The organism is Micromonospora sp. CPCC 205558 (assembly GCF_036902955.1).
Lineage (GTDB): Bacteria > Actinomycetota > Actinomycetes > Mycobacteriales > Micromonosporaceae > Micromonospora.
Window position 1 is genome coordinate 86965 of the sequence record NZ_JBAKHR010000018.1, and the last position, 25725, is coordinate 112689.

Consider the following 25725-nt stretch of genomic DNA (forward strand, 5'->3'; position numbering starts at 1 on the left):
CTTCTCGATGGGTCAGAGCACATCGCCGAGAACGGCGACGATCACCGGCACCAGGCCGGCGAGAATGAACGCCGGCAGGAAGCAGAGCCCCAGCGGCAGGACGATGAGCACACCCGCCCGGCGGGCCGATGCCTCGGCAGCGGTGGCCCGGTCGGCGCGCAGGTCGTCGGCGAGCCGGGTCAGCGCGCCGGCCAGGGCGGCGCCACTGTTGGCCGAGCGCAACGCCGCCGCGGTGAGACGCTCCGCGCCGGGCACCCCGTCCAATGCGGACCAGGCCTCGGCCGGGCCCCCGCCGAGTAGCAGCGTGCGGCCCACCCGGGCCAACCGGCCAGCGAGCGGCCCGTCCAGCGCCTCGGCGACGGCCAGCACCGAGCGATCCACCGGGGCGCCCGCCCGCATCGCCGCGCCCAGGAGGTCGGCTGCGAGCGGCAGGTCGGCGGCCTCCTGTTGCCGCCGCTTGCGCACGGCGGGCGGCTCGATCCGCCGTAGGAGGAGGTCGAGCAGGATGGCGGCGGGCAGCGCGCCGAGCAGCCCGGGCCAGCCCTCGACGACGATGGCCACGGCAAGCCCGCCCAGCGCCGCCGCGAGCCGAATCGCGTCCGGCCGCCGTCGACCGGTCGAGCTGGCCTGGCCCGACATGCTGGGCTGGCCGGCCGGGCCCCGGGCCGTCATGCGGCTCGCCCCGGTGTCGCGCCCAACCGTTCTGCCCAGAGCAGGCCGACGACCTGCAGGGCCACCGCGACAACCGCGCTGACTCCGCCGACGGTGCTGTGCAGGAGCACCGCCATCGGGTCGACGCCGATGCCGTACCCGAGCCCGATCCCACCGATCGGCAGCGCCGCCAGTAGCCAGGCCGTGGCGCGGGCGCCGGCCGCCTGGGCTGCCGCTGCGGCCAGGCCCCGGTCGGTCGCCCGCGCGTCCGCCTCGATCCGCTCGACGAGCTCCGCCAGCGGCGCGCCGGTCCGATCGGCCAGCCGCACCGCCGCCGAGGTCAGCTGACGTAGGCGGCCTCCCCCGTCGCGCTCGACGACCGCCACCCCGAGAGTGTGCGGAACGGGCATGCCGGCCCGTAGGTCCGCCGCGAGGCCGCAGAGCTGATCCAGCCCACGTCGCCGGTCCCGCTCGGCGCTCCGGTTCGCGCGCCACCGCAACACGCCGCGCACTGCCAGCGTGCCGTACCCGGCCATCGCGACCGCCGCCACCGGGCCGCCGACCACGGCGCCCACACCGCCACCGAGCAGACCCACCAGTGGCAGCACCCGGGTCATCGATCGCGGGACGCGCACCGACGGCGGCGTACCCGGCGTGCTGTCGCTCGCGCCGACGCGCCGATGGTCACGGCATTCGGCGAGCGCGCGCTCGCCGGCCACCGCCACACCGGACGCGTCGCCCCGACCGCCCGCGCCCAGGTCGCCGTGCCCATCGGCGGTTGCCAGGCCGGAGACGTCGTGTCGACCGCCCCCGTCCACACGGCCGGCACTGATCGCGACCGTGGCCGCCGACTCGCCGGGCTGTTGTCCCGCATCGAGCAAGGTGGTGGCGTCCTCCGGCCGAACGGTGCCCGCCGGCCGGCGGAGATCCCGACGGGCTGGCGGGCGCGTCGGACCCTCCGGACGGGTGAGCCCGCGCGCCGTTCCCGGCCATTTCGGGCGGCGGCTGACGTCCCGGTCGGGCCAGCCGAGCGCCGTCCGTGTTCCGTGGGCACCCGCTGCGGCACCTGGCTCACAGGCGACGCCGACCGGATGACCCGAGGTCGGGGCGGTGCCGTCGACCGACCCGTCCGGCGTGCGACCGAGTTCCCTGATCCACTGCACCAGGGCGTCATCCGGATCGAGACCGCCGACCCCGCGTCCCGGCGCCAACACGCGACGTCGGCGGGCCCGAATGCTGCGTACCGGCCATGCCACCAGGGCGGCGGCGGCCAAGAGCAGCGCCGCGACCAGCATCGTCTCGGCGGTCATGCCGGACCCGCCGATCCGGGCCACGGCTCGCTGAGGATGGGCGGCACCGCCACCCCACGTTCCCGCAGCAGCGCCCCGAGTGCACGGGCGGCGAGCCCGAGCCCGCTGCCGCGTACCCAGGCGGGCACCACGGTGACGATCCGTTCGGGCCCTTCGGGCAGCAGCAGGCAGACCGACTCCAGGACACGGCCCTGGCTGCCGCGTCGCACCTGGAACAACACCTGCAACGCGGCGGCCACCTGGGCGTGCAGCGCAGCGCGGGGCAGCCCACCCAACATGCCCAGGGCCTCCAACCGGGCCGGCACGTCGGACGGTGTGTTGGCGTGCAGCGTGCCGGCACCCCCGTCGTGGCCGGTGTTGAGCGCGGCCAGCAGGTCGACCACCTCACCGCCCCGGCACTCCCCGACCACCAGCCGGTCCGGGCGCATTCGCAGCGCCTGTCGGACCAGGTCCCCGAGGTTGACCACGCCCGTGCCCTCCACATTGGCGGTACGCGCCTGGAGCCCTACCACGTGCGGATGCCCCGGACGCAGCTCGGCGGCGTCCTCCACCAGCACGATCCGTTCGGTGGCCGGCACCATGCCCAGCAAGGTGTTGAGCAGGGTCGTCTTGCCCGACCCCGTGCCTCCGGTCACCAGGTACGCCAGCCGGGCCGCGACGACGGCGGCGAGCAGGGGTGCCAGCGGTCGCGGCACGGTGCCCTGGCGCACCAACTCGTCGAGGGTGAACGGCCGGTGCCGGAAGGTCCGCAAAGACAGGTAGGGACCGTCGGTCGCCACCGGCGGCAGCACGGCGTGCAGTCGGGTGCCGTCGGGAAGCCGGGCGTCCGCGTACGGGGAGCCGTCGTCGAGCCGACGCCCCGCGCTGGCGATCAGCCGCTGCGCCAACCGGCGGACGTCCTCGGGCGAGCCCACCGGAACGGCGACCTGGTGCAGCCCCGAGCCGCGGTCGACCCAGACCCGAGCACCGTTGACGAGGACGTCGGTGACCTCCGGGTCGGCGAGCAGCGGTGCCAGCGGCCCGGCACCGACGAGGTCGTCACGCACCCGGTCGGCGATGCGCAGCATGGCCGTGTCACCGAGCACGGCGGCGCTTGGCTCGGCCCGTACCGCGGAGACGATCGCCGCCGCGGTGACCGGGGTGGTGGCTGCGGCGATCCGCTGTCGTACCCGGGCGGCGAGCGTGCCGTCCTCCGGCCGGCCGGTCATGCCGCACCCGTGGCCGGCACGCCGGTCAGGTCGGTGACGATCCGTTGGCAGAGCGCGGCCAGTGGGCCCTTGCCCCCGGCGGCCGGCGCCTCGCCCCGCTCCAGCCCACGGCAGAGCCCCGGCTCGGGGCGCAGCGTGCCGGCCAGCGGGAGGCCCAGCGCGCGTGCCACCTCGGGCGCCCGCAGCCGCCCAGGGGCGGGCCCGCGCACCACCACCGAGAGCGCGGCGCAGTGCGGGGCGGCTGCGGCCACCACCCGAGTAGCGGCCGCGGTGGCACGTAACTCGGCCGGCACGACGACGAACGCCTGGTCGGCGGCTTGCAGCGCCACCACGGCGGCGTCGTCCAACTGTCGGGGCAGGTCGATCACCACGAAGTCCCGCCCACGGCGGGCCGCGTCGACGGTCGCCGCCATCGCCGTCGCCGGCAATGGCAGCATCTCGCCGCGGTCCCACGAGAGCACCACGAGGTCACCCCGGCTGGGCAGGGCCTGCACCAGCGCCGGGGCGTCCACCCTCCCGTCAGCACCGGTGAGCGACGGCCAGCGCAGGCCTTCCAACTGCTCCCAGCCCAGCACGAGGTCGAGACCACCACCGAGCGGGTCGGCGTCGACCAGGAGCGTGCGCAGCCGGGATCGGGCGGCGGTCACCGCTAGACCACCGGCGAGCACACTCGCGCCCGCACCGCCCCGACCGCCAAGGACCGCGACGATCCGGGCGTCGACGCCGGCCGGGCGGTCCGGATCATGTTCGGCGAACCGATCCACCAGCCACGGCTCCGCGGCCGGCAGCGTGGCGACGTGCTCGGCCCCGATCAGCTCCGCGATCTGCCAGCCGGGGTCGAGCTGACCGGCCCGGCCGATCAGCACCAGCCGGGGCCGCTGCGGCAACCGGGCGCGCAGACACGCCTGAGCCTGGTCGGCGCCGAGCAGCACCACGGGCGCGGAAAGCCAACGGGTACGGGCAGCCGCCGGATCGCGGGCGAGCTCCAGCTCGGTCCCGCCGACGGCGGCCAACCGGAGCACATCATCGAGCAGATCGTCGTCGCCGGTGACGACCAGCGGAAGCCGGCGGATCGGCGGAACCGTGGTACGGGGTGGCATCGCGGCCTCCAGCGGTCGGGCTCTGATATGCCGCTGACAGTGCTCGGAATCCGCCCCACGGGCCGCCCAGATGTAGTCGCCTGTGGACAACCTGGTGGGCTGTGGAAAACCCCCGCCGAGACAGTTGATCTGCTACGAGTGGGGGCAACGTCGCAGCTACTGCCGCTGCGGGAAAGACAGCGAGGCCGCTCCCGAGAGGAGCGGCCTCGCAAGTCGGCGGTCAGCCGACCCGGTCGGTCCAGGCGGTATCGAGGATCACCTTGTACGAGCTGATCCGCACGGGCGACAGTGTCAACAGCTCACCGGCGAGCAATTCGCCCGTCGTCGGGTCGAAAATCAGAAGTGATTGCTGGTCGTGCTCGCGGTCGTCGAAGGTGACGGCCACTCCGTGCCGGCCGGCGCGGTCGGTGACCTGCCCCCGCCAGCGGAAGCCGGGCACGTCGGCGAGGACCCGCAGGACCGCCGCTCGGGTCGCACGCGGTACGACGTACCGGCCGTAGAGCGTGCTGACCTCCTTGCTCGCCGCCCCCGCCCCGTACTCGACCTTCAGCCGCTCCCGCAGCTCGGACGGGACGGCCGACGGTGGCTTGAGCTCCCTGGGCGATAGCGGAATGACACTCGGTGCGGGAGTGCCGGTGGCTGCCGGCCGCGCACTGCTTTCGCGCTGCCAGTAGTCCCGAGACTCCTGGTCGGGGTACTGCGGCTCCAGTTGGGAGCTGGCCTGGCTACCGGTCCCGTCTGCGGCCCGCCAGACCTTCGTCTCGCTGGCAAAGGCCACGTGGTGGCGACCATCGGCGGACGTCATCACTGGATCGCCCCACAGCTTCGAGTGGTGATACATGTAGCGCCCGCTCTGGTGGTCGTACGCCGCGTCTTTGATCTTGTCGGCCAGCATGCGCAGCTGCGGGCCGGCGGCCGGCGGATTCGCGTCGAACTGGTACGCGACCGGCACGAGTACCAACCCCGCTGCCGCCGCCGGTTCGTCCGGCGTGTCCGCTGCGCCCCCGCCGAACGGCTGGAGCACCGCCACGGCACCCACCGCGACCGCCAGCGTGCCGGCCACCAGGACCACGCGGCGTGCCGGTCGTACGCGACGACGCCCGGCCACCGTCTCGGTGGCGTCGGCGCGGTCGATCAGCTCGCGCGCCGAGACCAGCGGTGGCCCGACGGCGGCGTTCCGGGCCGGGTCGGCCGGACCGAGAAGAGTACGGGTTGGCTCTGCTCCGAACATCACAGATCCTCTCGAATGGTTATCAACACCGGGCTACGCCGGGTCTGCCCGGGCCGGTCCGACATCGCTTCGGCAAGACGGCGGCGCGCGCGATGCAGGCGCACCGCAGCGGTCGCCCCGGTGCAACCGAGAACCCTGGCCGCCTCCGACACCGTCAGCTCCTCCCAGCCGACCAGCCGGAGGATCTCCTGGTCGAGGTCGTTCAGGTTGGCCAGAGCAGTCCGAATGTCGGCGACACCGACGCTCGTGTCGGCGCCCGACGATCCGGCCAGTCGCTCGAGGTCGACATCGGTGATCGAGAGGAGGTCCGGTGCGGCACGTCGCGACCGCCACTGGTTCGCCAGAAGGCGCCGGGCCACCCCGTACAGCCAGGGCAGGCTGCGCTCCGGCACCTCGGCGCGGCGACGCCAGGCGACGACGAAGACCTCCTGGGCAAGCTCCGCGGACGCATCCCGGTCAGCGAGCCGGCGCAGGCCGTATCGGACCATGTGCTCGTACTCGGCGGCGTAGAGACTGGTGAACCAGCCCTCGTCCCGCTTCTTCGGTGGACCCACCCGAACCCCCATTGCCTCGGCGACTCTCACAATGGCTTGTGTCGCTGAGGACCTGAGGATTACCGCGCGGCCTCGGGCGGGTGCCGCCGACCGGGAAACGAACGCTGCGGTCAGTCGTCGATCGCCTGGTAGACGGTGGTCCAGAAGTCGTGCCACATCGGCAGCCGCTGGTCGCCAGCGTGCGCCCGCTGCATGAACACCATCGCCGTCAGATCCTCGGCGGGGTCGTTGTACCAGGCGGTGCCGTAGAAGCCGGGCCATCCGTAGCTGCCGACCGAGGGCCCGAGGTGCGTACGGCGGGTCCGAACCGACATTCCGAAACCCCAGCCGATGGCGTCAAAGTATCCGGGCCAGAACCCGGAGACGGCCTTTTGCGCCTGCGTCAGGTGGTCGCTCGTCATCAGCGTCACCGCCGGTCGCGACAGCACCCGCTCACCGCCGTGTGCGCCCCCGGCGAGCAGAGCCGAGGCGAAGGCCAGGTAGTCCTGGGCGGTCGAGACGAGCCCACCGCCACCGGACTCGAACATCCGGGGTCGACTGAACCGCCCGTCGGGGGCGTCCTCGACGACCGGCTCGCCGGTGGCGGCGTTGTCCTGCTCGTACGCGGTCGCCAACCGGTCGATGCTCTCGCTACCCACGTTGAACGCGGTGTCGGTCATGCCAAGCGGCTCGCAGACCCGCTCGCGCACGGCATCCCCGAAGGACACGCCGGTGGCCCGGGCGATGAGCACACCGGTCACGTTGGCGGCGGTGTCGTACATCCAGCGCTCACCCGGCTGATGGACGAGCGGAAGGGCGCCGAGCTGGCGGATCCACTCGTCCGGCGACGGATATTCGAGTGCGTTGAGCGCGTCGGCGATCGGGACCGTTCCCGGCTCGGCGGGGACCATGCCGGTGCCGAGGGTGCCGTCCAGTACGTCCCGCAGGGTTATCGGGCGTTCCGCCGGGACGGTGGCGCCCAGCGGACCGTGCGGATCGGCGAGCACTGTCATGTCCGCCAACTCCGGCAGGAGTTCGTCGACCGGGTCATCGAGACGGAGGGTGCAGTCCTCGACCAGGGTCATCGCACACGCGGCCACGATCGGCTTCGTCATCGAGCCCAGGCGAAAAATCGTGTCAGCCGCCATCGGCGTCCGCGACCCCGGGCCCTCGAACGCAAGATGACCCGTCGCCTCGATGTGCACCTCGCCGTGCCGCGCGAGGACGGTCACCACGCCCGGGACGAAGCCGGACTCCACATGGTGCTCAAGCAACCCCCGCAGCCGAGCCAGCCGTTTCGACGAGAAGCCACCAGCAGCCACCGATTCCCCTCCTCAGCTCGTCCCGTTCGGCAAATTACACGCCGCACGGCGATCACACGGTCCCACGCACTCGGCTCTACCCAACGAGCCGCAGGCTCTGATGGCGACTATCGGCGGGCTGGTCAAGCAGGCCGGTGTCGGCGACGACATTCGGCAGGGCGAGATCGAAACCGGAGAAGCGTGGTACGAACCCTGCGACCTGCTCATCGCCGATCCGGACCGGGCAAAGGGGGCCCGACTGCAGCTCAATGCAGTGTGGGCCGCTGGCCTTGAGGTCAACCCCGTGCCGTCTTTCCAGAACATCCAGCCCCCGATGACCCTCTTCGACGTCAGGGTGGTCCATTTGCCCGATGCGTCTGCGGCCGTCGCCGCCGCAACCAAGGCGCGAACTGCACGAGCGACGAGTTCCGCCTCAACATCGGCCAAGCGACTGCCCGGTGGGGGTCACGCGCGGTGACCATCGATTCGACGAGCGCGCGGCTAACCACGGCGACGGTGAAACGAGTGAACCCGGAGATCGACGCAGGGGTGGACTATCTGCCCGGCGACGCCCGGCTGGTGTTCGCGCACGGATCACTGCTGATCAGCATCGAAGCCCTCACGCTCTGGCCTCGCAAGCAGAACTCCGCCTCCGAGATCACCGCCATGGCTCAAGAGAAGGCGACGATGCTGGCAGAGGCGATCGTGAAAACCCTCCCAAGGTCAAGCGGGAATTGACGCCGCACGTCACGACGAGGCCGTGGTGGGAATGCGGCAGTTGCACCCCGGCCAGGCCCTTCTTTTTGCGCTCACGCGCGCGCGTATTGTCGCGGCATGGCCGCCTCTAAGCAGCACATCGAGCGCGAGATCGTGCGTATCCTTCGTGCTGCGCAACAAACCACCGCCGAGCGCCGCACGATCCATCTGCGCGACCTCGCCGAGCAGATGGTCGAGCTGCGCGAGCACTACCTGACGCCGTCCGGCGACCCGGACTGGACCGGCCGCACCGGAATGTACCGGTACGCCGTACGCGAGCTGTACGCCCAGGCCGGCTACAGCCCCGAGGAGCGGAAGGTCACCCAGACCTCCACCCGGTACCACGTCGGCAATCTGGTGCGCGCGCGTGTGCCACAAGAGACCGCCGACGCTCTCGGCCTGGTACGCACCAGCCCGCAGGACCGCAGCCGCATGCGCGCCCGCCGCGACCGCGACGAGCTGCGCGAGCTCCTGGCCGAGGCCCGCGAGCTGCTGGCCGCTCAGCGCAAACCTTGACCCCTCGCTTACGAGCTCTGTGCACCGCGTCCGCGCACGTCCGGCAACGGCTGCACCGCTCGTAGCGCCGTCCAGGCCAGGGCTCTCCTCTGGCCGCAGAAACGCCGCCGATGGACGATCTGGACGAGCCGGAGGACGACCTGTGACCAGCGGAGTAGCGCTCCCGGCAAAGGGACGACCCCCGTCGGGGGGAAAGTGACCTGACGTAGCAGGGAGTGTGATCAAGTGCCGTACCGCGTGGTCAGGCGCATCGGTCGTGCCGTCGAGCATGATCGAGCCGGGCTGCGCGGTACGACGTTCGCTGACGATCCGCTGACTTCCTGCGCTTTGCGCCGAACCGCCAGCGATCAACCGTGACGGGCGCTACTGGCCGCCCGGCGCCGCTCTCGCCGAAGTCGCCAGTTCGGCTTCAATCCCCCATGCCTGTCGATGTGCTCGCACAGCTCGCGTTGACGGTAGGCACCAGGCACACCACGTCCAACGGCCACCCAGAACGCCTTGGCCTCGCCCAGGTGCCCGCTGCCGGTGTACCAGTACAGTCCTGGATTCTCCTCACGAAGTGCCCACAGAGCCACCGAAGCAAGGCCCTGACGCTGGTACTCCTCAGCGGTGTACGGCTTGTCGACCCAGGCTGTTCGGCAGTGCGGGCACACGATGTATTCGACGGCAAAAGCGAACTCCCGGTTGAGGTTCCCCTGTCGGCACCGCCAACCGAAGTACCTACCTGATGCGGTGTCCTGCCAGGGTGTGTCAACGGTCGGGAGTTGGCCGACCGAGTAGCGCGGGCGCTTGTCGATCCGCCCACGTGTCGCGTGGTACAGAGCATCCCGAAGTGGAGCCCGCCCCGACCATCGACCAACGCCGGTGAGTGCCTGGTCACAGAGCAGCCGGACGGCTCGCCGAACCTCTTCCGTCACAGAACCAACGCTATCGGCAGCGTGACCTGCGCTCCAGGTACGGAAGCGGTTCGTCTTCGCCCGCCAGAAGCTCAATTTGGAAGATCGTTCTCGGCAGTCGGGATCTGCCCGGAACGCCTAGTCAGTGTGGGTGGCGTGCTGCCCGATCATGACCGCTCTTGACCGCCTGGGACACCGGTTGCTGGCAAGGCAGCGCGGTGGGCGCGTGGCTGTCCGGCGGCGTGTGGCTTACCGCCCCCGGCCTGTTGGGCCGGGGGCGGCTTGCCGTGTCGCCGGTTTTCCGCGCGCCTGGACCCCGGTATCCGGTGGCAAGCCGCGAAGCGGCGCGGCAGCCAATCACCCGGCTCGCGAAGGACGTTGACCACCTTGCGATCGTCACATCTAGGGCTGGCGTGCTTGTCGACATCCCGACTACCACTCGTTAGCCAGCGGCGTCGCGTTGTCGTACGCTGCTCGGGCGCGGCGGGCACGAATCCCGGAGGGGCCCAACATGGCAAAAGGCAGCGACAAGTCGAGTGGCAAGCGGCACGTCAGTACGCCGAGCGGTGAGTTCCGGCAGGAGACGGTGTCTACGGCCCAGAAGCCACCGCGGTCCACAAAACTGAGCCCCGAGGCGAAGGCGTCCGACAAGTCCGGGTCGAAGAAGACGAAGTAGGAGGGGCAGTCGGGTGGTCCCGTCCAGCCTCGTCGGGTTGGTGCTGTTCGTCGCGCTGCTTGCCCCCGGCTTTGCCTACGTTCTGCTTCGAGAGCGGACGACCCCGAGGGGCGTCTTCTCACCCTTCCGGGAATCGCTAACGGTGGTTTTCGCCAGCGTTGCCTGCCTGGCCGCCGTCGCCCTGCTTCATACGGGTCTACGGGCGTTACTTCCGGATCACACCCTGAACGTTCGCGAGCTAGTCAGGGATCCGGCCAGCTACGCCCGAGAGCACCATGTCAGCGTGGCCTGGTGGTCCTTCGCTCTACTTGTCGGGGCGGTCGTGATCGGCGTGGCTGCTGCTCACCCTCGCGTTCTCGACATAAGTAAAAGGCTCGGGTTCAGCCGGGTGCTGGGCTCGATGACGGGCTCAAACGGCGGCAGTATCGACACTAGGTCTGCCTGGCACAAGGTCATGCACATGTACGACGAAGAGGGCGCCGGGCCCATCTTCGTGGGTGCCTCCATGGACGATGGCAGCTACGTGCAGGGCAGGCTGTATTCCTTCAGCCCCGTACCTGAGGAGACTCAGGATCGGGAGATCCTGCTGTCGGCTCCAATCTCCTTGACCTCTAAGGAGGGGCTGACTGGACGAGTGGATGCCCAGTTCTCGGTGATCTCTGCCCGTCGTATCGTCCGCCTAGACGTGAAGCACTTCGAGCAGGGCGAGGACGTGGATGAGGCATGGGTGGGCCCTGAATCGAAGGGCGGAGACAACGTCCGCCGGTGGTGGCAGTTCAAGGCATGAGAATGTGAGCTACTAGCGCCGGGGCATCTCTGGGGAGGGTCGGGGTTCGGGCCGGAGCCCCTAGGTCTTTAGGTTCTGTCGTCGGCCAGCGTGGCCGGCTGGCCCGGCCGATGCCGGCCGAAGGCCGCCAGCAGGCCGGGTCGGGCCGGCGCGGGCCGCTTGCGGGCCACCTTGATCCTAATGAGAACGTTTCGGCAACATGTTCGTCAAATGCTCTAGATAGTACCTTGAGGAGGTCGCGGCAATGGGGAGGCCGAATGGCTAAGCATTTAGTAAATCTGGATGCGCTCATTAAGCGTGAGGATTTCCGGATCGTCGCACCTGGGGGTGCATCGGGCCCCTCAAGCCTTACTAACACGATGAAGGTTACGGAGCTTTCCATAGAAAGCTTGACGTATCATGTTCTTCGCAAGCCGGACTTTCAGCGAGAAACCTCAAATTGGACACCAGAGAAGGTGGCTGAGCTAGTTGAGAGTTTCCTTGAAGGAGACCTGATCCCCTCGATTATCCTTTGGCGTTCGCCTGAAAGTGGGAACATTTTCGTCATAGATGGCGCGCATCGCTTAAGTGCATTAGCAGCTTGGGTGAACGATGACTATGGCGACAAAGATATCTCGGTCAAATTCTTCGCGAACAACATCCCGAGAGAGCAAAGGAGGGCGGCGGAAGCCGCACGGCAGGCGGTCGAGGAAAGGGTGGGCACCTACATCTCCTTAGCTTCGGCATTACGCCACCCGGAAGAAAGCACCGAGAAGCAAACCCGACTTGCGCGCAATTTGAGCTCGTTTGCTGTTCACCTTCAGTGGGTGGTTGGTGAGGCGGGTAAAGCCGAGGACTCGTTCTACAGGATTAATCAACACGCGACACCGATTAATCAGACGGAACTCGACATCATCAAGGCGCGGCGGAAGCCTAATGCGATGGCTGCCCGTGCGTTCATCCGCGCTGGCACGGGTCACAAGTACTGGTCTGAGTTTGATGCGCCAACCCAGGCAAAAATTGAGAGCATCGCTGAAGAGGTTTACGCTCTAATCTTCAAACCTGATCTAGAAATGCCTATTAGAAGTGCTGACCTTCCGGCGGGCGGGAACGGGTATTCGGCTGACAGCTTGAACATGGTTTTCGGACTTGTTAACTGGGTGAACGGTCTGAAGCCAGAAATGTGGCAGCGCAGTGAGGATCGCCGAAGCGGAGGCAGTGCCAGTTCTGAGATGCTACCCGACGACCGGGATGGCAGCGCAACGATGCAATTTATGCAGTCCGTCTGGAGGGCTGCGAGTCGTATAGCCGGCAATGGGCCAGCTTCGCTAGGATTCCACCCTGCGGTCTATTTCTATGGATCGACAGGAAGGTTTCAACCCTCCGCCTTTGTTGCTGCAGTAGAGTTCGCACTTGAGCTCGAAAGGCGACGAGATCTGCATAAGTTCACCGATGTGCGATCACGGTTTGAAGATTTTCTGGTCAAGTACAACTATTTTCGAAACCAGCTGTCTAAAGGATACGGGGGTGGTCTCCGACCTCTTCAGCCGATTCTGCAAATGTATCTCACGTTGTTTGAAGAGCTTTCCTCTGGTGAGTCCAACGAAGTGGCAATCGTGGCGAAACTTCGGGCTCATCCTCGGCTGATGTCACACCTTAAGCCGCAAAGCACGGAAGACCGTAAGCATGGTCGGAACTTTTCGTCTGAGACGAAGAATACTATTTATCTTAGAACTTATTTGAGCTCTGCCCCGAGTTGCGCACTGTGTGCGGCTCGCGTTCCTAAGGGATCTATGTCAATTGACCACAAGATCCGGAAAGAAGGTGGCGGTACGGGTGCGCCTGAAAATGGACAAGTAACACATCCGTACTGCAATACCGGTTACAAGGAGGGCGCGCATTCCAGGGCTAGCAGAAAGGTGAAGGAAGGTTGAGCGTGAAGCTGGCTTCGGTCGGGTAATCCGCATCTCTTGGTGCGATTATTTAGGTGCCCCATGTTCTGCGTAGATTGCTTTCGTTCTGGAGCGGGCCGTCGCTGCCGTATGGAGTCGGCGGGCAAGCCTGGTCGGCCCGTAGTGATCGAGGGCATCAATATCGACGTATCGCCATTCAGTCAGCTCGCCGTCCCCGAAGCGGATGGATCGTTCCTGCTCGGGGGTGAGGATGCCACCGTCGAAGACGAAGAGAAGCTTGTCGCCCTCATTGTCGGCGGGTGCCCAGTCGACGACGAGCATGGGGCCAAGAGGTACCGTGAGGCCAAGCTCTTCTCCAATCTCGCGTTTGCACGCCGCCCGAGGGGACTCGCCGGGTTCGACATAGCCCCCCGGGATGTCCCAATGGTCTTTGTAGCTGGGCTTTACGAGAAGGACTCGGCCGTCGGCGTCAAAGAAGAGGGCGCCGGCGGCGACGCGTGGGGTTGCCATGGGTGGCATCTCGTTGGCCGTCACCAGGGCAGCCTAGATGGACTGGGTTCAGTCGAGCACCTTGAGTCGCTGGGCCAGGCCAACCAGTTCGACCGAGGGCTTGCCGCGCTGCCGTCGGATCCAGGTCAGCGCGAGTTGGCGGCTGAGAAAGTGGTGCCGAACCTGCTCGGGTGCCATCTGTTCGGCGTCGAGGATGACGGCCTGGGCGTCGTCGACGCGGTTCCACGAACTGTAGGCGCGGGCGACTTCGAGGGCGTGTCGTACGCGGCGTTCCATCGGTAGCCCGGCGGTGTCGACGCGCGGGCCGAGGTCGATGGCGACCTGCAGGTCGCCCAGCTCGGCGGCCGTGGCGACGCGGTGGATGGCGACGTTGGTCGGGCCGAACGCGGTCCAGAGGTGGTTGGCATCGGCGCCGAGTCGGGCAGCGGCCTTGTCGGCGGCGGCGAGGAAGGTACGAGTGGTGGGGACGTCGTTGGAGCGGGCTGCGGCCATCGAGCCGGACAGGAACAGCGTCCCGTAGACGGAGAGCAGCGCTGGTGTGGCGTGCGTTAGGTGAGGTTCAAGGTAGCCAGCAGCGTCTTCGGTGAGGCGTAGAGCTTCGGTGTAGCGGCCGGTGGCGTGCAGGGCATGTCCGACGGAGCGGTACAGGGAGCCGGTGACAAGAGGGTCACCCGTGGGTCGGACGGCGGCCAAGCCGCGGTCGGCGGCGATCCACGCCAGGTCGCTCTCCCCGAGTTTAGTGAGCTGGGTAGCCGCGAGCTGGTATGCCAAACCGAGGAGCCGACGGGCCTGGTCCTGGTCTTCGCCGTCGTGGTGGTCGGCGGCGGCCTGGGCGCGGTGCAGCAGCTCGGGCAGGCGGCCGGTCACATACCCGAAACGGGAGTCCTGGTAGGCATCCCAGAGTGCGCCTACCTCCCTCCTGAGCACAGCGACGCTCGTTGGCTCCGCGTCAGTGCCGCTGCCGAAGGGGCCGAGGACGCGGTAGTCCATCAGGGCGGCACGGAGGCCGGGGACGGTCGCGGTGCCGCTGTCGCCGGTCCAGTCGAGCAGCGAGGGTTCGCCGAGCAGGTCGCCGAGGGAGACGTCCAGGACTTCGGCGAGGGACTTGATGACGGAGAGCCGGTCCAGCTCGATCCGGTTGTTCTCGATCTTGCCCATCCAGTCGGCGGTGCGGCCGATGAGTCCGGCGAGGACTTCCTGGGACAGGCCGCGTCGGTAGCGGTACCAGGCGACGCGTTCGCCGATGGTCAGGTTGTTGGTTCTTCCGCGCACTGATTCACCGTCTCCCCTCGGTCGGCTGCGACCCCGGAAGGATTTTCCGGGTTGCTGGGCGGTATGTGCCACAACCTGTGTGCATGACGGGGCCGAACGTATCGAGCAACTGCCAATCCTGCTCGGGCGCGGGCTGGAAGTACACCCTCGCCCGCACCGCTGTCCGGGGGATGGGGCGTGGGTCGGAGCGGAACCGATCTCTGGCCCGACGGTCCTGCCTGGACTGCGCGGGTTCCGGTCGCGCGGCGACCTGCTGAGGCTGGCCCGGGGTGGGTGCTGGTGTGGGGCCGCGACCCGAACGACGGCCCGTGAATAGCCCGCCCGCCTCGGCGCTTCGCACACCGACGCCGCGTCAGCCGGGTGTCCCCGTTCCGGGTGATCTGGTGCTGATCGATGGTCGGGCGTCGGTGCAGTTCGGCGGCGATCGGGTGCTGTGGCTGCGGGTGACCTCGGTGTGCGACAAGCCGACGTATTACGGCTGGGTATGGCTCACCGGTTACTCGATCAAGCCGGCGAGCGGCGAGGCGCTGGCGCGGCGGGAGGTCTTTGTGCAGATCGCCGGGCTTCAAATCCAGCCAGGCAAGACCGACAGCGCGCCGCCTCGCAGCGTGGCGCCGGTGATGAGGAGGCGCGGTGTTTGACGTTCGGGTACGACTCGGCGCGGTGCTGGACATCGACGCGGTCGATCGTCTTCTGCCCTCGGACGGGCCGGTGCGGTTGTGGGTGACCGGGGTACGGCTGGTGGCTAACCGCCCGCCGCGCGACGAGTGGATCTGGGTAGAGGGCTTCAGGCTCTCTCCGTCAGGCCGTCGAGGCTCTCAAGCACAGATCCTGGTACGCGCAACTAAACTTCCACCGGAGGACTCAGTCCATGGAGCGTCCCCGCCGACGTGACAGATCGGAACGGCCGGGAACAGCAAGCGGACCTCCGACCGCTGCGGCGGTGCTGGCGCGCTCGGCACCTGTACACACACGGGCCCGAGCACTACGCCGACGGCCCGGCTGACCTTCGCTGCCGATTCGCTGACTTTCCGCCCGTCGCCTCGACCGGCCGACCCGGGAGGTGTGCCTTTACCTGGCCGGAAGCGCTCCCGGCAAAGGGACGACCCCCGTCGGGGGGAGACGGGGGTCGTCGGAGGTTCGGCTCCGGGGGGGGTCGAGCCGAACCACTCAGCGGTCACGGGGGGTGCAACCGCTGAGGGTCTGCTTGTTTCGAGGATGTGAAAGCTCGTCGTACGGACAAGTCTGCCTGAGCGGGCCCGTCACGTCGAGTGGTGCCGACTCCACTCAGTGCGAAAATCTCCTCGCAGAGTGTGAGCGTGATCACGCAAAGCGGAGAGCCCGCAGGTCTGAGGGGTGGCATGACCCCGGGCACCCGCCGACGATAGACCATCCGGCTAGACTTTCGCGCCGTGGGCCGAAGTGCCGCTTTCTTCGATCTGGACAAGACCGTCATCGCCAAGTCGAGCGCCCTGGCGTTCGGTCGGCCGTTCTACCGGGATGGGCTGATCACCCGGCGTGACGTGGTCAAGTCGGCGTACGCGCAGCTGATGTTCCGGCTGGGCGGCACCGACGAGCAGACCATGGCCCGAACACGGGACTACCTGGCTGCGCTCTGCAAGGGCTGGCAGGTGGAGCAGGTCCGCCAGATCGTCGCGGAGACGCTGCACGAGCTGATCAACCCCTACGTGTACGCCGAAGCCGCCGCCCTGATCGTGGAGCATCAGGCGGCTGGGCGGGACGTGGTGCTGGTGTCGGCGTCCGGTGAGGAGATGGTCCGGCCGATCGGCGAGTTGCTCGGGGTGACCGATGTGATCGCCACCCGGATGACGGTGCGGGACGGCCGGTACAGCGGCGAGGTCGAGTTCTACGCGGCCGGCCCGAGCAAGGTGGAGGCGGTCAGCGAGTTGGCCGCTGCGCGGGACTACGACCTGGCTGATTCGTACGCCTATTCCGACTCGTACAGCGATCGCCCGCTTCTGGAGTGCGTAGGCCACCCCAGTGTGGTCAACCCGGATCGGCAGTTGCGCAAGCTGGCGTCGGAGAACGCGTGGCCGGTGTTGGAGTTCCGGCATCCGATCCCGTTGGGCCGGCGGCTGCGGGAACGGCCGGCGGTCCCGGTGGCCGCGGCGGCTCTGGGCGTCGGGGTGGGCGTGGCCATCGGCATCGCCTGGTACGGCCGGCACCGTCGCACCCGAGCCACCACCGCCTGACCAATCCACCGACACCGCTCAGGCGGCGGCGAGGATCTCGTCTCCGATGGCGGTGAGCTGGTCGGCGCCCACCTCGACGGCGGCCATGTAGTGGCGTAGCCAGGAGCGCAGCCCGTCCGGCGTGCCGGTGGCGAAGGCACCGGCCGCGCCGACGTACTCGGGCTCCCGCTCGCGGTGCCCGACGTCGACGGCGAGCAGGCCGCGCGGGTCGAGGCCGCTGGCGAGGAGCACCAGCCGGGCGGCCCCACGGGCCACCACGCCGGACGGCCCGGCGAACGGGCGCAGGTTCAGCAACTCCCCGTGTACGACTGCGGCGAGCACCAGCGGGGAGACCTTCGTGCCGCCGGCGACGAGGCCGGCCAGCCCGTCCAGCCGGGTGGCGACCACGGGGTCGGCCACCGGGCGGCCCAGCTCGGCCTCGGGGACGATGTCGCGGGCGGCGAGTACGTGCAGCTTGGCGAGGGCCTGGCGGGGCGCCTTCGGCCACAGCTCGCTCAGACCCGGCAGTGCCCCGGCGACCCGCAGCGCCCCCTGGAGCACCGGGTCGGTGACGGTGCCGGCCCGGACCGCCTCGCGCTCGTGGACAGCCCCTTCGAGGGCCGCGCTGGCCACCGCGGAGCGCAGGCTGACCTCGGCGGCGACCTGTCCACCGTGCCGGCGCAGCGCCCGGTGCCCGAGCGCCTGGTCGAACCGTTCACGGGCCTCCTCGACGGCGGCGGCGATGTCGGCGAGCGCGAGCAGGGGCGCGAGCGGGTCGGTGGTCACCCCGCCACGCTAACGACCCGGCCCGGCCCGGCGGGCCGCACCCGCCCGCAACGCGACCCGGACCACCCGACCCGGGCGGCACGGGCAAGGTCGACACGGCGCCTCGCGCGGTGACCCGGGCGGGACCGGCGGGGATGGGCCGTCGGGCGCGCGGCGGGGGCCACTCGGCGCGAGGCGCTGGGCAGCCGTGGCCGGCCGAGGGCTCCGCGACTACCCTCGTGCCATCGAGACGCAGGTCACCCCGAGGATGAGGAGCCACGGCATGAGCGAGGCATTGGCCAATTTGCTGAGCGAGACGCGCCAGTTCCCCCCGCCGGCCGAACTCGCCGCGCACGCCAACGTCACAATCGACGCGTATGCCGAGGCTGAGGCCGACCGGCTGGCCTTCTGGGCGAAGCAGGCCGATCGGCTGGCCTGGTCGAAGAAGTGGGATGAGGTGCTCGACTGGTCGAACCCGCCGTTCGCGAAGTGGTTCGTGGGTGGGCAGCTCAACGTCGCGTACAACTGCCTGGACCGGCACGTCGAGGCGGGCCGGGGCGACAAGGTCGCGATCCACTGGGAGGGCGAGCCGGGCGACACCCGCACCATCACGTACGCGGACCTGCACGCGCTGACCTGCCGGGTGGCGAATGCGCTCACCGACCTGGGGGTGACCGCCGGCGACCGGGTGGCCATCTACCTGCCGATGATCCCGGAGGCAGCGGTGGCGATGTTGGCGTGCGCCCGGATCGGCGCCGCGCACAGTGTGGTCTTCGGTGGCTTCTCCGCCGACTCGTTGAGCAACCGGATCCAGGACGCCAGCGCCAAGGTGGTGATCACCGCGGATGGTGGTTACCGGCGGGGCAAGCCGTCGGCGTTGAAGCCCACTGTGGACGAGGCGGTGGCGAACTCGCCGTCGGTGGAGCACGTGCTCGTGGTCCGCCGCACCGGCGAGGACGTGGCGTGGTCGGAAAAGGACCACTGGTGGCACGAGACGGTGGAGACCGCGTCGGCCGAGCACACCGCGCAGCCGTTCGACGCCGAGCATCCGCTGTTCATCCTGTACACGAGCGGCACCACGGCTCGCCCGAAGGGCATTCTGCACACCACGGGCGGCTACCTCACCCAGGCGTCGTACACCACGCACGCGGTGTTCGACCTGAAGCCGGAGACGGACGTCTACTGGTGCACCGCCGACATCGGCTGGGTCACCGGGCACTCCTACATCGTGTACGGCCCGCTCTCCAACGGCGCCACCCAGGTGATGTACGAGGGCACCCCGGACACGCCGCACAAGGGCCGGTTCTGGGAGATCGTCGACAGGTACAAGGTGAGCATCCTGTACACCGCTCCCACCCTGATCCGCACGATGATGAAGTGGGGCGACGACATCCCGGCCGGCTTCGACCTGTCCTCGCTGCGGCTGTTGGGCAGCGTCGGCGAGCCGATCAACCCGGAGGCGTGGATGTGGTACCGGCAGCACATCGGCCGGGGCGAGCTGCCGGTCGTGGACACCTGGTGGCAGACCGAGACCGGCGCCATCATGATCTCGCCGTTGCCGGGGGTGACGGCGGCCAAGCCGGGTTCGGCGATGACGCCGCTGCCGGGCATCGTGGCCGACGTGGTGGACGACCAGGGCCAGTCGGTGCCGAACGGTGGTGGCGGCTACCTGGTGCTGCGCGAGCCGTGGCCGTCGATGCTGCGCACCATCTGGGGTGACGACGACCGGTTCATCGACACGTACTGGTCGCGTTTCCAGGGCATGTACTTCGCCGGCGACGGCGCGAAGAAGGACGACGACGGGCACATCTGGCTGCTCGGCCGGGTGGACGACGTGATGTTGGTGTCCGGGCACAACATCTCGACGACCGAGGTGGAGTCGGCGTTGGTCTCGCATCCGTCGGTGGCCGAGGCGGCGGTCGTCGGCGCGACCGACCCGACCACCGGTCAGGCGATCGTCGCGTTCGCCATTCCGCGGGGCAGCACGGACATCGCCGGTGACGCCGGCGAACAGCTCATCGCCGACCTGCGTAACCACGTGTCGAGGACGCTCGGCCCGATCGCCAAGCCGCGGCAGATCATGCTGGTGCCGGAGCTGCCGAAGACCCGTTCGGGCAAGATCATGCGCCGGCTGCTGCGGGACGTGGCGGAGAACCGGTCGCTGGGCGACGTGACCACGTTGCAGGACTCCTCGGTGATGGACCTGATCTCCTCGGGGATGAGCGGCACGAAGTCCGACGAGGACTGACGGTAGGCGTACCCCAGCGGTGGGTGGCGGTCCGGGCGGACCGTCACCCACCGTTGTCTTTTGTGGAGGTACGCCACCAAGGGCCATGTGATATCCCGGTTAAACAGATAACGCATCGATCACGTTCCTGCCGTACGGGTTGTTCGTCATTTAGTTTCACGCTCGTCGGGCGGCCCCGATGAGCTTCACGGCACACCGGGTTCGGCCGACGTCATCTGTCCGAGAACGGAGTGGCATGAAGAGAAACTCCCGTCCGGGGTCGCGCCGACGACTACTCGTCGCGTTGCCCGTCATCGCCCTCGCGGCCACGTCACTGACCGTGAGTGGCAGCGCGGCCGCCAAGCCTTCGTCCGACACCCCCCGGGCGGTGATCGGGGCGGACGAGTACTACATCAACTACGCCGAGCCCGAGGTACAGCCGGGCACCTCCGGCCGCGAGGTGAAGGGCAAGGGTGGCATCTACACCCCTGCCGTGGAGTCCGCGCGTGAGTTCGACCAGAAGCACGCCCAAGGCAACCCGGTGACCGCACGGCAACTGGCCAAGGACGAGGCCAAGTCGCTGAAGACGGGCCAGAACCCCCGCAAGTTCAAGAAGGCGCCGACCACCCAGACGGCGAAGCTGCTGACGCTGCTGGTGGAGTTCAACAACAACGCCAACGACGACTTCACCGACGTGATGGTCCCCAAGACGGTGTTCGAGGATCGCACCTGCGTCCCCGGCACGGTCCAGAACGGGCCGAAGCACAACAAGATCCCGGACCCGGCGAGGTTGCCCCACAAGGACAACAACTCCATGTGGGTGCCGGACTTCTCGCCGCAGCACTACAACAAGATGCTCTACAGCAAGAAGGGCATCACCGAGCGGGTCCGCACCGACCTGAAGGGCCCGGACGGCAAGAAGGGCATCGACCTGTCCGGTCGCACCATGCACAACATGTACCTGGAGATGTCCAAGAACGCGTACACGGTGGACGGGCAGGCCAGCCCGTGGATCACCGTGCCGCACTCGGAGGGCTGGTACGCGGCCAACCGCTGCTTCCAGGACGAGACCGGCGCCTGGGTCCCCGGCCGTGAGCAGTCGATGAACGGCCACCCGGACAACCCGGCCGGCGCGGGCCGCCTGGCCACCGACGCGATCGACGCGCTCGTCGCGAAGGACCCGAACTTCCCGTGGGCCGACTACGACATCGAAGACCAGGCCGACCGTGACGGTGACGGCAACTTCTTCGAGCCGGACGGCGTGATCGACCACCTCGTGCTGGTGCACGCCGGCCAGGGCAAGTCCCGTGGCGGCGGCGCCGAGGGTGTGTACGCCGTGTGGGCGCACTCCTCCACGGTCGCCGGTGGCTACACCATCCCGGGCACCAACATCAAGGCGTCGAACTACATCGTGCAGCCGGAGGACGCCGGTGTCGGCGTCTTCGCCCACGAGTTCGGCCACGACCTGGGCCTGCCGGACCTCTACGACACCTCCGGCAACGCCGACTCCGACGTGGACTTCTGGGATTTGATGGCCTCGGGTTCACACTCGGGTGAGATCTTCCAGGCGCTGCCCACGCACATGGGCATCTGGGACAAGTGGGTGCTCGGTTGGGCCGACCCGCTGACCATCCGCCAGGGGTCGAACCCCCGCGAGGTGAAGCTCGGCCAGACGTCGCGCACCCCGATCGACTCCGAGGACGGCATCAAGGTCGACCTGCCGGACAAGGTGACGACGCTGGCCACCCCGCACAGCGGCACCAAGATGTGGCACAGCAACAACGACCAGGAGTGGGCCGACGTCAGGCTGACCCGCTCGGTCGACGTGCCGGCGGCTGCCGACTCGAAGTTCTGGATGTGGAACAACTACATCATCGAGGATGACTGGGACTACGGCTTCGTCGAGCTGTCGACCGACGGCGGAACGACCTGGACCGAGCAGAAGGTGTACAACGAGGCCGGCACGGCGGTCACCACGCCGGACGGCTACCCGGACCCGAACGGCCGGATGAACGACTTCGGCGGCAAGAAGTACGGCCTGACCGGCAGCACCGACGGCTGGCGGCACGACTACGTCGACCTGTCGGCATACGCCGGGACGACCGTGCAGCTGCGCCTGCGCCAGGCCACCGACGAGGCGTTCCAGGAGCGCAACTGGTTCGTCGACGACTTCTCGGTCACCGGCGGCGGCGCCACCACCTGGAGTGACGACGTCGAGGGCGACGCCAACGGCTGGACCGCCACCGTCGACACCTTCGTCGACACCACCGGCGGGGGCTGGAAGGTCTCCACCGGCACCGAGATCCACGCCCAGTTCTACCTGGCGGAGTGGCGCAACTTCGACGGCTTCGACGAGGGCCTGAAGTACACCTACGACACCATCTACTCGCACGAGGCGTGGAAGGTCGACCGGATCAAGTACAACGCGCCGGGCATGCTGGTCTGGTACCGGGACACCGCGCGCGGCGACGTCAACCACGTCACCGGGCAGATGACCGCACTGCCCAGCTACGGGGCCAAGGGCGGGTTGCTCATCGTCGACTCGCACTTCGACCCGCTGCGCCGCACCGGCGAGGCGGCGGTGAAGGACCCGTCGGTGACGGACAACCTGCCCAGCCGCCCGCAGTCGTCGAACGCGGCCTTCACGCTCCAGCGGACGTACCCGTTCACCGAGTGCCTGGAGGCGGCGGACGAGCCGTACAGCGCGTACTGCACGAAGTTCAAGGGTCTGCCGCCGGTGAAGAAGTTCACCGACGCCCAGGGCTGGTACCCGGGCATCGAGATGCGCGACGGTGCCGCGTACGCCCGGGACAACGACGCCTCGGTGGTCCTGCCGTCGCGCGACAACGCGCCGTACACCACCCGGGTCACCAACCCGGATGGCAGCCCGGCGCCGGAGTTCTACGGCGTGACCCTGGGCGGCGGCGCGATCGTGCTGGGCACCGGCAACCCCGGTGACCAGGGCGTGAACTACGGCGTCTCGCTCACCATCAAGAAGGCGGCCGGGGACAACTCGTCGGCCACGATCTACGTGACCCCGGCCAAGAAGTAGCGGTTTCGCGGATCGACAACTGAACGGTGGGGCCGGTGGCGGAGACGCTGCCGGCCCCACTGTCGTACATCGATCACATTGATCGAAATGGGTCGCTGTATACGGGATCGGGGCAATCATCGCTGGTCAACATGGCTGATGAAGCGCGGATGTGTGACGGTGAAAAGCGTTCCCAACAAAATCTTGCAACAAATCGACGCGTCCGTCTTCCCACCCGTCCCAGCAGTGTCTATGTTCACCATTGGTCCCACTAGTGGGATCGATCTCCCACCGGCCCGTACCCCCGTTGGGCCGGTTCCCTCACACCGGAGGTACCACGTGCGCAAAGTCGCAGTGGGTCTGCTCGGGCTCTCACTGACGGCGACAGGCCTGGCGTTCGGACCGTCCGCCAGCGCCGCGCCGCAGCCAAAGTTGCCGACGGCCGCGCCGTCGGTCGCCGAGCCCGCCCATGTGGACCATGACCTGCCGAACCCGCTGGAGGACAAGCGGCGCGCCCTGCGCCAGGAGGGCCTGAGCGAGGTCCTGACCGGCAAGTCCAAGGCACAGAAGATCAACGGCAGCACGGTCGTCAAGGTTGGCAAGACCCAGGCCACAGGGGCCAACGCCCGCATGGCCAAGGCGAGTACGACCCCGACCGAGGATCAGTACGTCGAGCTCTCCCGGGAGCGGACGGACAAGATCTTCGTGATCCTGGCCGAGTTCGGTAACGAGCGGCACCCCAGCTACCCGGACCAGGACACTGACCCGGACACCGCCGGTCCGACCCGGTTCGATGGCCCGCTCCACAACGAGATCCCGGCTCCCAACCGCGCGGTGGACAACTCGACCGTCTGGCAGTCGGACTTCAACGCGGACCACTACCGGCAGCTCTACTTCGGCACCAACCCGGGTGACGAGTCGCTGAAGCAGTACTACGAGGCCCAGTCCTCGGGCCGCTACAGCGTCGAGGGTGAGGTCACCGACTGGGTCAAGGTCCGGTACAACGAGGCCCGCTACGGTCGCTCCGGCGGCTACCCGTGCGCCTCGAACGTCTGCACCAACACCTGGGCCCTCGTTCGGGACGCCGCGAACCAGTGGGTCGCCGACCAGAAGGCCTCCGGTCGCACCGACGCCCAGATCGCCGCCGACGTCAAGTCGATGGACGAGTGGGACCGGTACGACTTCGACTCGGACGGCAACTTCAACGAGCCGGACGGTTACATCGACCACTTCCAGATCGTCCACTCCGGCGGTGACGAGGCCGACGGTGACCCGCACCAGGGTGAGGACGCCATCTGGAGCCACCGTTGGTACGCCTTCGCGTCCGACCAGGGCAGCACCGGCCCGGTCAACTTCCCGGCCGGCGGCACCCAGATCGGCAACACCGGCGTCTGGATCGGTGACTACACGATTCAGCCGGAGAACGGCGGCCGTAGCGTCTTCTACCACGAGTACGGCCACGACCTCGGCCTGCCGGACGACTACAACGTGATCAACGGTGGCGACAACAACAACGAGCACTGGACCCTGATGGCCCAGAGCCGGCTCGGTGCCAAGAACGACGCCGGCATCGGCGACCGTGGTGGCGACCTCGGCGCGTGGAACAAGTTCCAGCTCGGCTGGCTCGACTACGAGGTGGTCGTTGCCGGGCAGAAGAAGACCATGACGCTCGGCCCGCAGGAGTACAACTCGCCGGAGGCCCAGGGCGTCGTGGTCGTTCTCCCGAAGCGGGAATACAGCTTCGAGAACGGCGAGCCGGCCGAGGGCAGCAAGCAGTTCTTCTCCGGCAACGAGGACGACCTCAACAGCACGATGACCCGCACCCTGGACCTCACCGGGAAGTCGACGGCGTCGCTGTCGATGAAGGGCCGCTACAACATCGAGGCCGGCTTCGACTACATGTTCTTCGAGGCGTCCACCGACGGGGGCCAGACCTGGTCGCCGCTGCCGGGCACCGTCAACGGCCAGCCGATTCCGGAGATCTCTCCGGGACGTCCAGCGCTCGACGGCACCAGCAACGACCAGTGGGTCGACATCAACATCCCGCTGGACGTGGTGGCGGGCAAGGTCGCGCAGTTCCGGCTGCGTTACCAGACCGACGGCGGTGTGTCCGACGGCGGCTTCTACGGTGACGCCATCACCGTGACCGCGGACGGCCAGACCGTGCTCTCCGACGGTGCCGAGACCGGCGCGCCCGGCTGGGCCCTCGCCGGTGGCTTCGAGATCGTCGCGGCCACGTACACCCGCGAGTTCGAGAACTTCTACATCGCGGGCACCCGGTCGTACATCTCGTACGACAAGTACCTCAAGACCGGCCCGTACTTCTTCGGCTACTCGAACACCCGCCCGGACTACGTGGACCACTACGCGTACCAGGAGGGTCTGCTGATCTCGTACTGGAACCTGCGGTGGGCGGACAACGACACGTTCGCGCACCCGGGTGAGGGTCGCAACATGATCATCGACGCGCACCCGCAGCCGATCTACAACCTGACCGGTGCTCCGTGGCGGGCCCGCGTCCAGGTCTACGACGCGCCGTTCAGCCTGAAGAAGGCCGACTCGTTCACGCTGCACCTCAACAGCCGGGCCGAGTACATCCGCGGCCAGGCGGCGCAGCCGCTGTTCGACGACACCAAGCAGTACTGGTACCCGGAGCTGCCGAACCACGGCGTCAAGCTCCCGGCCACCGGCACCAAGATCAAGGTGCTGGAGCAGGACGGCATCAACACCAAGATCCGCATCTCCTGATCGTCGGATCACGCGACACCAGCACCACCGCGATGCCCGGGCAGGTCACCTGCCCGGGCATCGCCCTTTCCCGAGGCAACCCCGTGCGGCCGGTGCGGAACCCCGGCGCGCCCCATCGCGTCC

At 68.4% G+C, this 25725-nt stretch carries 21 protein-coding genes; 11 read left to right on the forward strand and 10 right to left on the reverse strand.

Annotation, left to right across the window (positions count from 1 at the left end):
* Nucleotides 1-12: 12 nt before the first annotated feature.
* From V6U86_RS20945 to V6U86_RS20975, 7 genes are all read right to left on the reverse strand, one after another.
* Nucleotides 13-672 (reverse strand): type II secretion system F family protein, encoded by a 660-nt coding sequence (locus V6U86_RS20945; protein WP_442934984.1) that lies wholly within the window; start codon nucleotides 670-672, stop codon nucleotides 13-15.
* On the reverse strand, nucleotides 669-1961 hold the full coding sequence (locus V6U86_RS20950; RefSeq protein WP_334505541.1) for a hypothetical protein: 1293 nt from the start codon (nucleotides 1959-1961) through the stop codon (nucleotides 669-671). The genes V6U86_RS20945 and V6U86_RS20950 overlap by 4 nt, the downstream gene beginning before the upstream one ends.
* Entirely contained in the window at nucleotides 1958-3169 is a 1212-nt protein-coding gene (locus V6U86_RS20955; RefSeq protein ID WP_334505542.1) for a TadA family conjugal transfer-associated ATPase, read from the reverse strand. Before V6U86_RS20955 ends, V6U86_RS20950 begins: the two co-directional genes overlap by 4 nt.
* Entirely contained in the window at nucleotides 3166-4269 is a 1104-nt protein-coding gene (gene ssd / locus V6U86_RS20960; protein ID WP_334505543.1) for a septum site-determining protein Ssd, read from the reverse strand. The genes V6U86_RS20955 and ssd overlap by 4 nt, the downstream gene beginning before the upstream one ends.
* Nucleotides 4270-4489: 220 nt before the next feature.
* Nucleotides 4490-5500 (reverse strand): CU044_5270 family protein, encoded by a 1011-nt coding sequence (locus V6U86_RS20965; protein WP_334505544.1) that lies wholly within the window; start codon nucleotides 5498-5500, stop codon nucleotides 4490-4492.
* On the reverse strand, nucleotides 5500-6054 hold the full coding sequence (locus V6U86_RS20970; RefSeq protein WP_334505545.1) for an RNA polymerase sigma factor: 555 nt from the start codon (nucleotides 6052-6054) through the stop codon (nucleotides 5500-5502). Before V6U86_RS20970 ends, V6U86_RS20965 begins: the two co-directional genes overlap by 1 nt.
* A gap of 110 nt (nucleotides 6055-6164) precedes the next feature.
* The gene (locus V6U86_RS20975) at nucleotides 6165-7355 is read right to left on the reverse strand and encodes a serine hydrolase domain-containing protein (RefSeq protein ID WP_334505546.1); all 1191 of its coding nucleotides are present in this window, start codon (nucleotides 7353-7355) and stop codon (nucleotides 6165-6167) included.
* A 100-nt stretch (nucleotides 7356-7455) separates the two neighbouring features.
* Between V6U86_RS20975 and V6U86_RS20980 the strand changes: the two genes are divergently transcribed.
* The 6 genes from V6U86_RS20980 (at nucleotide 7456) to V6U86_RS21005 (ending at nucleotide 12878) form a co-directional block, all read left to right on the forward strand.
* On the forward strand, nucleotides 7456-7812 hold the full coding sequence (locus V6U86_RS20980; RefSeq protein ID WP_334505547.1) for a hypothetical protein: 357 nt from the start codon (nucleotides 7456-7458) through the stop codon (nucleotides 7810-7812).
* Nucleotides 7809-8072, forward strand: a complete 264-nt coding sequence (locus tag V6U86_RS20985; protein ID WP_334505548.1) for a hypothetical protein — start codon at nucleotides 7809-7811, stop codon at nucleotides 8070-8072. Before V6U86_RS20980 ends, V6U86_RS20985 begins: the two co-directional genes overlap by 4 nt.
* A gap of 96 nt (nucleotides 8073-8168) precedes the next feature.
* Nucleotides 8169-8606, forward strand: coding sequence for a hypothetical protein (locus tag V6U86_RS20990; protein ID WP_334505549.1), 438 nt, complete (start codon nucleotides 8169-8171; stop codon nucleotides 8604-8606).
* 1407 nt (nucleotides 8607-10013) lie between these two features.
* The gene (locus tag V6U86_RS20995; RefSeq protein WP_334505550.1) at nucleotides 10014-10178 is read left to right on the forward strand and encodes a hypothetical protein; all 165 of its coding nucleotides are present in this window, start codon (nucleotides 10014-10016) and stop codon (nucleotides 10176-10178) included.
* A gap of 13 nt (nucleotides 10179-10191) precedes the next feature.
* The gene (locus tag V6U86_RS21000; protein WP_334505551.1) at nucleotides 10192-10965 is read left to right on the forward strand and encodes a DUF6338 family protein; all 774 of its coding nucleotides are present in this window, start codon (nucleotides 10192-10194) and stop codon (nucleotides 10963-10965) included.
* 257 nt (nucleotides 10966-11222) lie between these two features.
* Nucleotides 11223-12878, forward strand: a complete 1656-nt coding sequence (locus V6U86_RS21005; RefSeq protein ID WP_334505552.1) for an HNH endonuclease family protein — start codon at nucleotides 11223-11225, stop codon at nucleotides 12876-12878.
* 45 nt (nucleotides 12879-12923) lie between these two features.
* Here the strand turns inward: V6U86_RS21005 and V6U86_RS21010 are convergent, their stop codons facing one another.
* Nucleotides 12924-13391 (reverse strand): NUDIX hydrolase, encoded by a 468-nt coding sequence (locus tag V6U86_RS21010; protein ID WP_334505553.1) that lies wholly within the window; start codon nucleotides 13389-13391, stop codon nucleotides 12924-12926.
* Between the two features lie 24 nt (nucleotides 13392-13415).
* Nucleotides 13416-14639, reverse strand: coding sequence for a helix-turn-helix domain-containing protein (locus V6U86_RS21015; protein ID WP_334505554.1), 1224 nt, complete (start codon nucleotides 14637-14639; stop codon nucleotides 13416-13418).
* Between the two features lie 383 nt (nucleotides 14640-15022).
* Here V6U86_RS21015 and V6U86_RS21020 point away from each other — a divergent pair, with 383 nt between their 5' ends.
* Nucleotides 15023-15280, forward strand: a complete 258-nt coding sequence (locus V6U86_RS21020) for a hypothetical protein (protein WP_334505555.1) — start codon at nucleotides 15023-15025, stop codon at nucleotides 15278-15280.
* Nucleotides 15281-16051: 771 nt separating this feature from the next.
* The gene (locus tag V6U86_RS21025) at nucleotides 16052-16852 is read left to right on the forward strand and encodes an HAD family hydrolase (protein WP_334505556.1); all 801 of its coding nucleotides are present in this window, start codon (nucleotides 16052-16054) and stop codon (nucleotides 16850-16852) included.
* An 18-nt stretch (nucleotides 16853-16870) separates the two neighbouring features.
* On the opposite strand, the gene V6U86_RS21030 is transcribed toward V6U86_RS21025, so the two are convergent.
* Entirely contained in the window at nucleotides 16871-17617 is a 747-nt protein-coding gene (locus V6U86_RS21030) for an oxidoreductase (RefSeq protein ID WP_334505557.1), read from the reverse strand.
* Between the two features lie 262 nt (nucleotides 17618-17879).
* Between V6U86_RS21030 and acs the strand changes: the two genes are divergently transcribed.
* The 3 genes from acs (at nucleotide 17880) to V6U86_RS21045 (ending at nucleotide 25602) form a co-directional block, all read left to right on the forward strand.
* A complete protein-coding gene (acs, locus tag V6U86_RS21035) occupies nucleotides 17880-19844 on the forward strand; it encodes an acetate--CoA ligase (protein WP_334505558.1) in 1965 nt (654 codons plus the stop codon).
* A 235-nt stretch (nucleotides 19845-20079) separates the two neighbouring features.
* Nucleotides 20080-22875 carry an immune inhibitor A domain-containing protein gene (locus V6U86_RS21040; RefSeq protein WP_334505559.1) on the forward strand — a complete coding sequence of 932 codons (2796 nt, stop codon included), beginning with the start codon at nucleotides 20080-20082 and terminating at the stop codon, nucleotides 22873-22875.
* A gap of 333 nt (nucleotides 22876-23208) precedes the next feature.
* A complete protein-coding gene (locus tag V6U86_RS21045) occupies nucleotides 23209-25602 on the forward strand; it encodes an immune inhibitor A domain-containing protein (RefSeq protein ID WP_334505632.1) in 2394 nt (797 codons plus the stop codon).
* Nucleotides 25603-25725 lie beyond the last annotated feature (123 nt).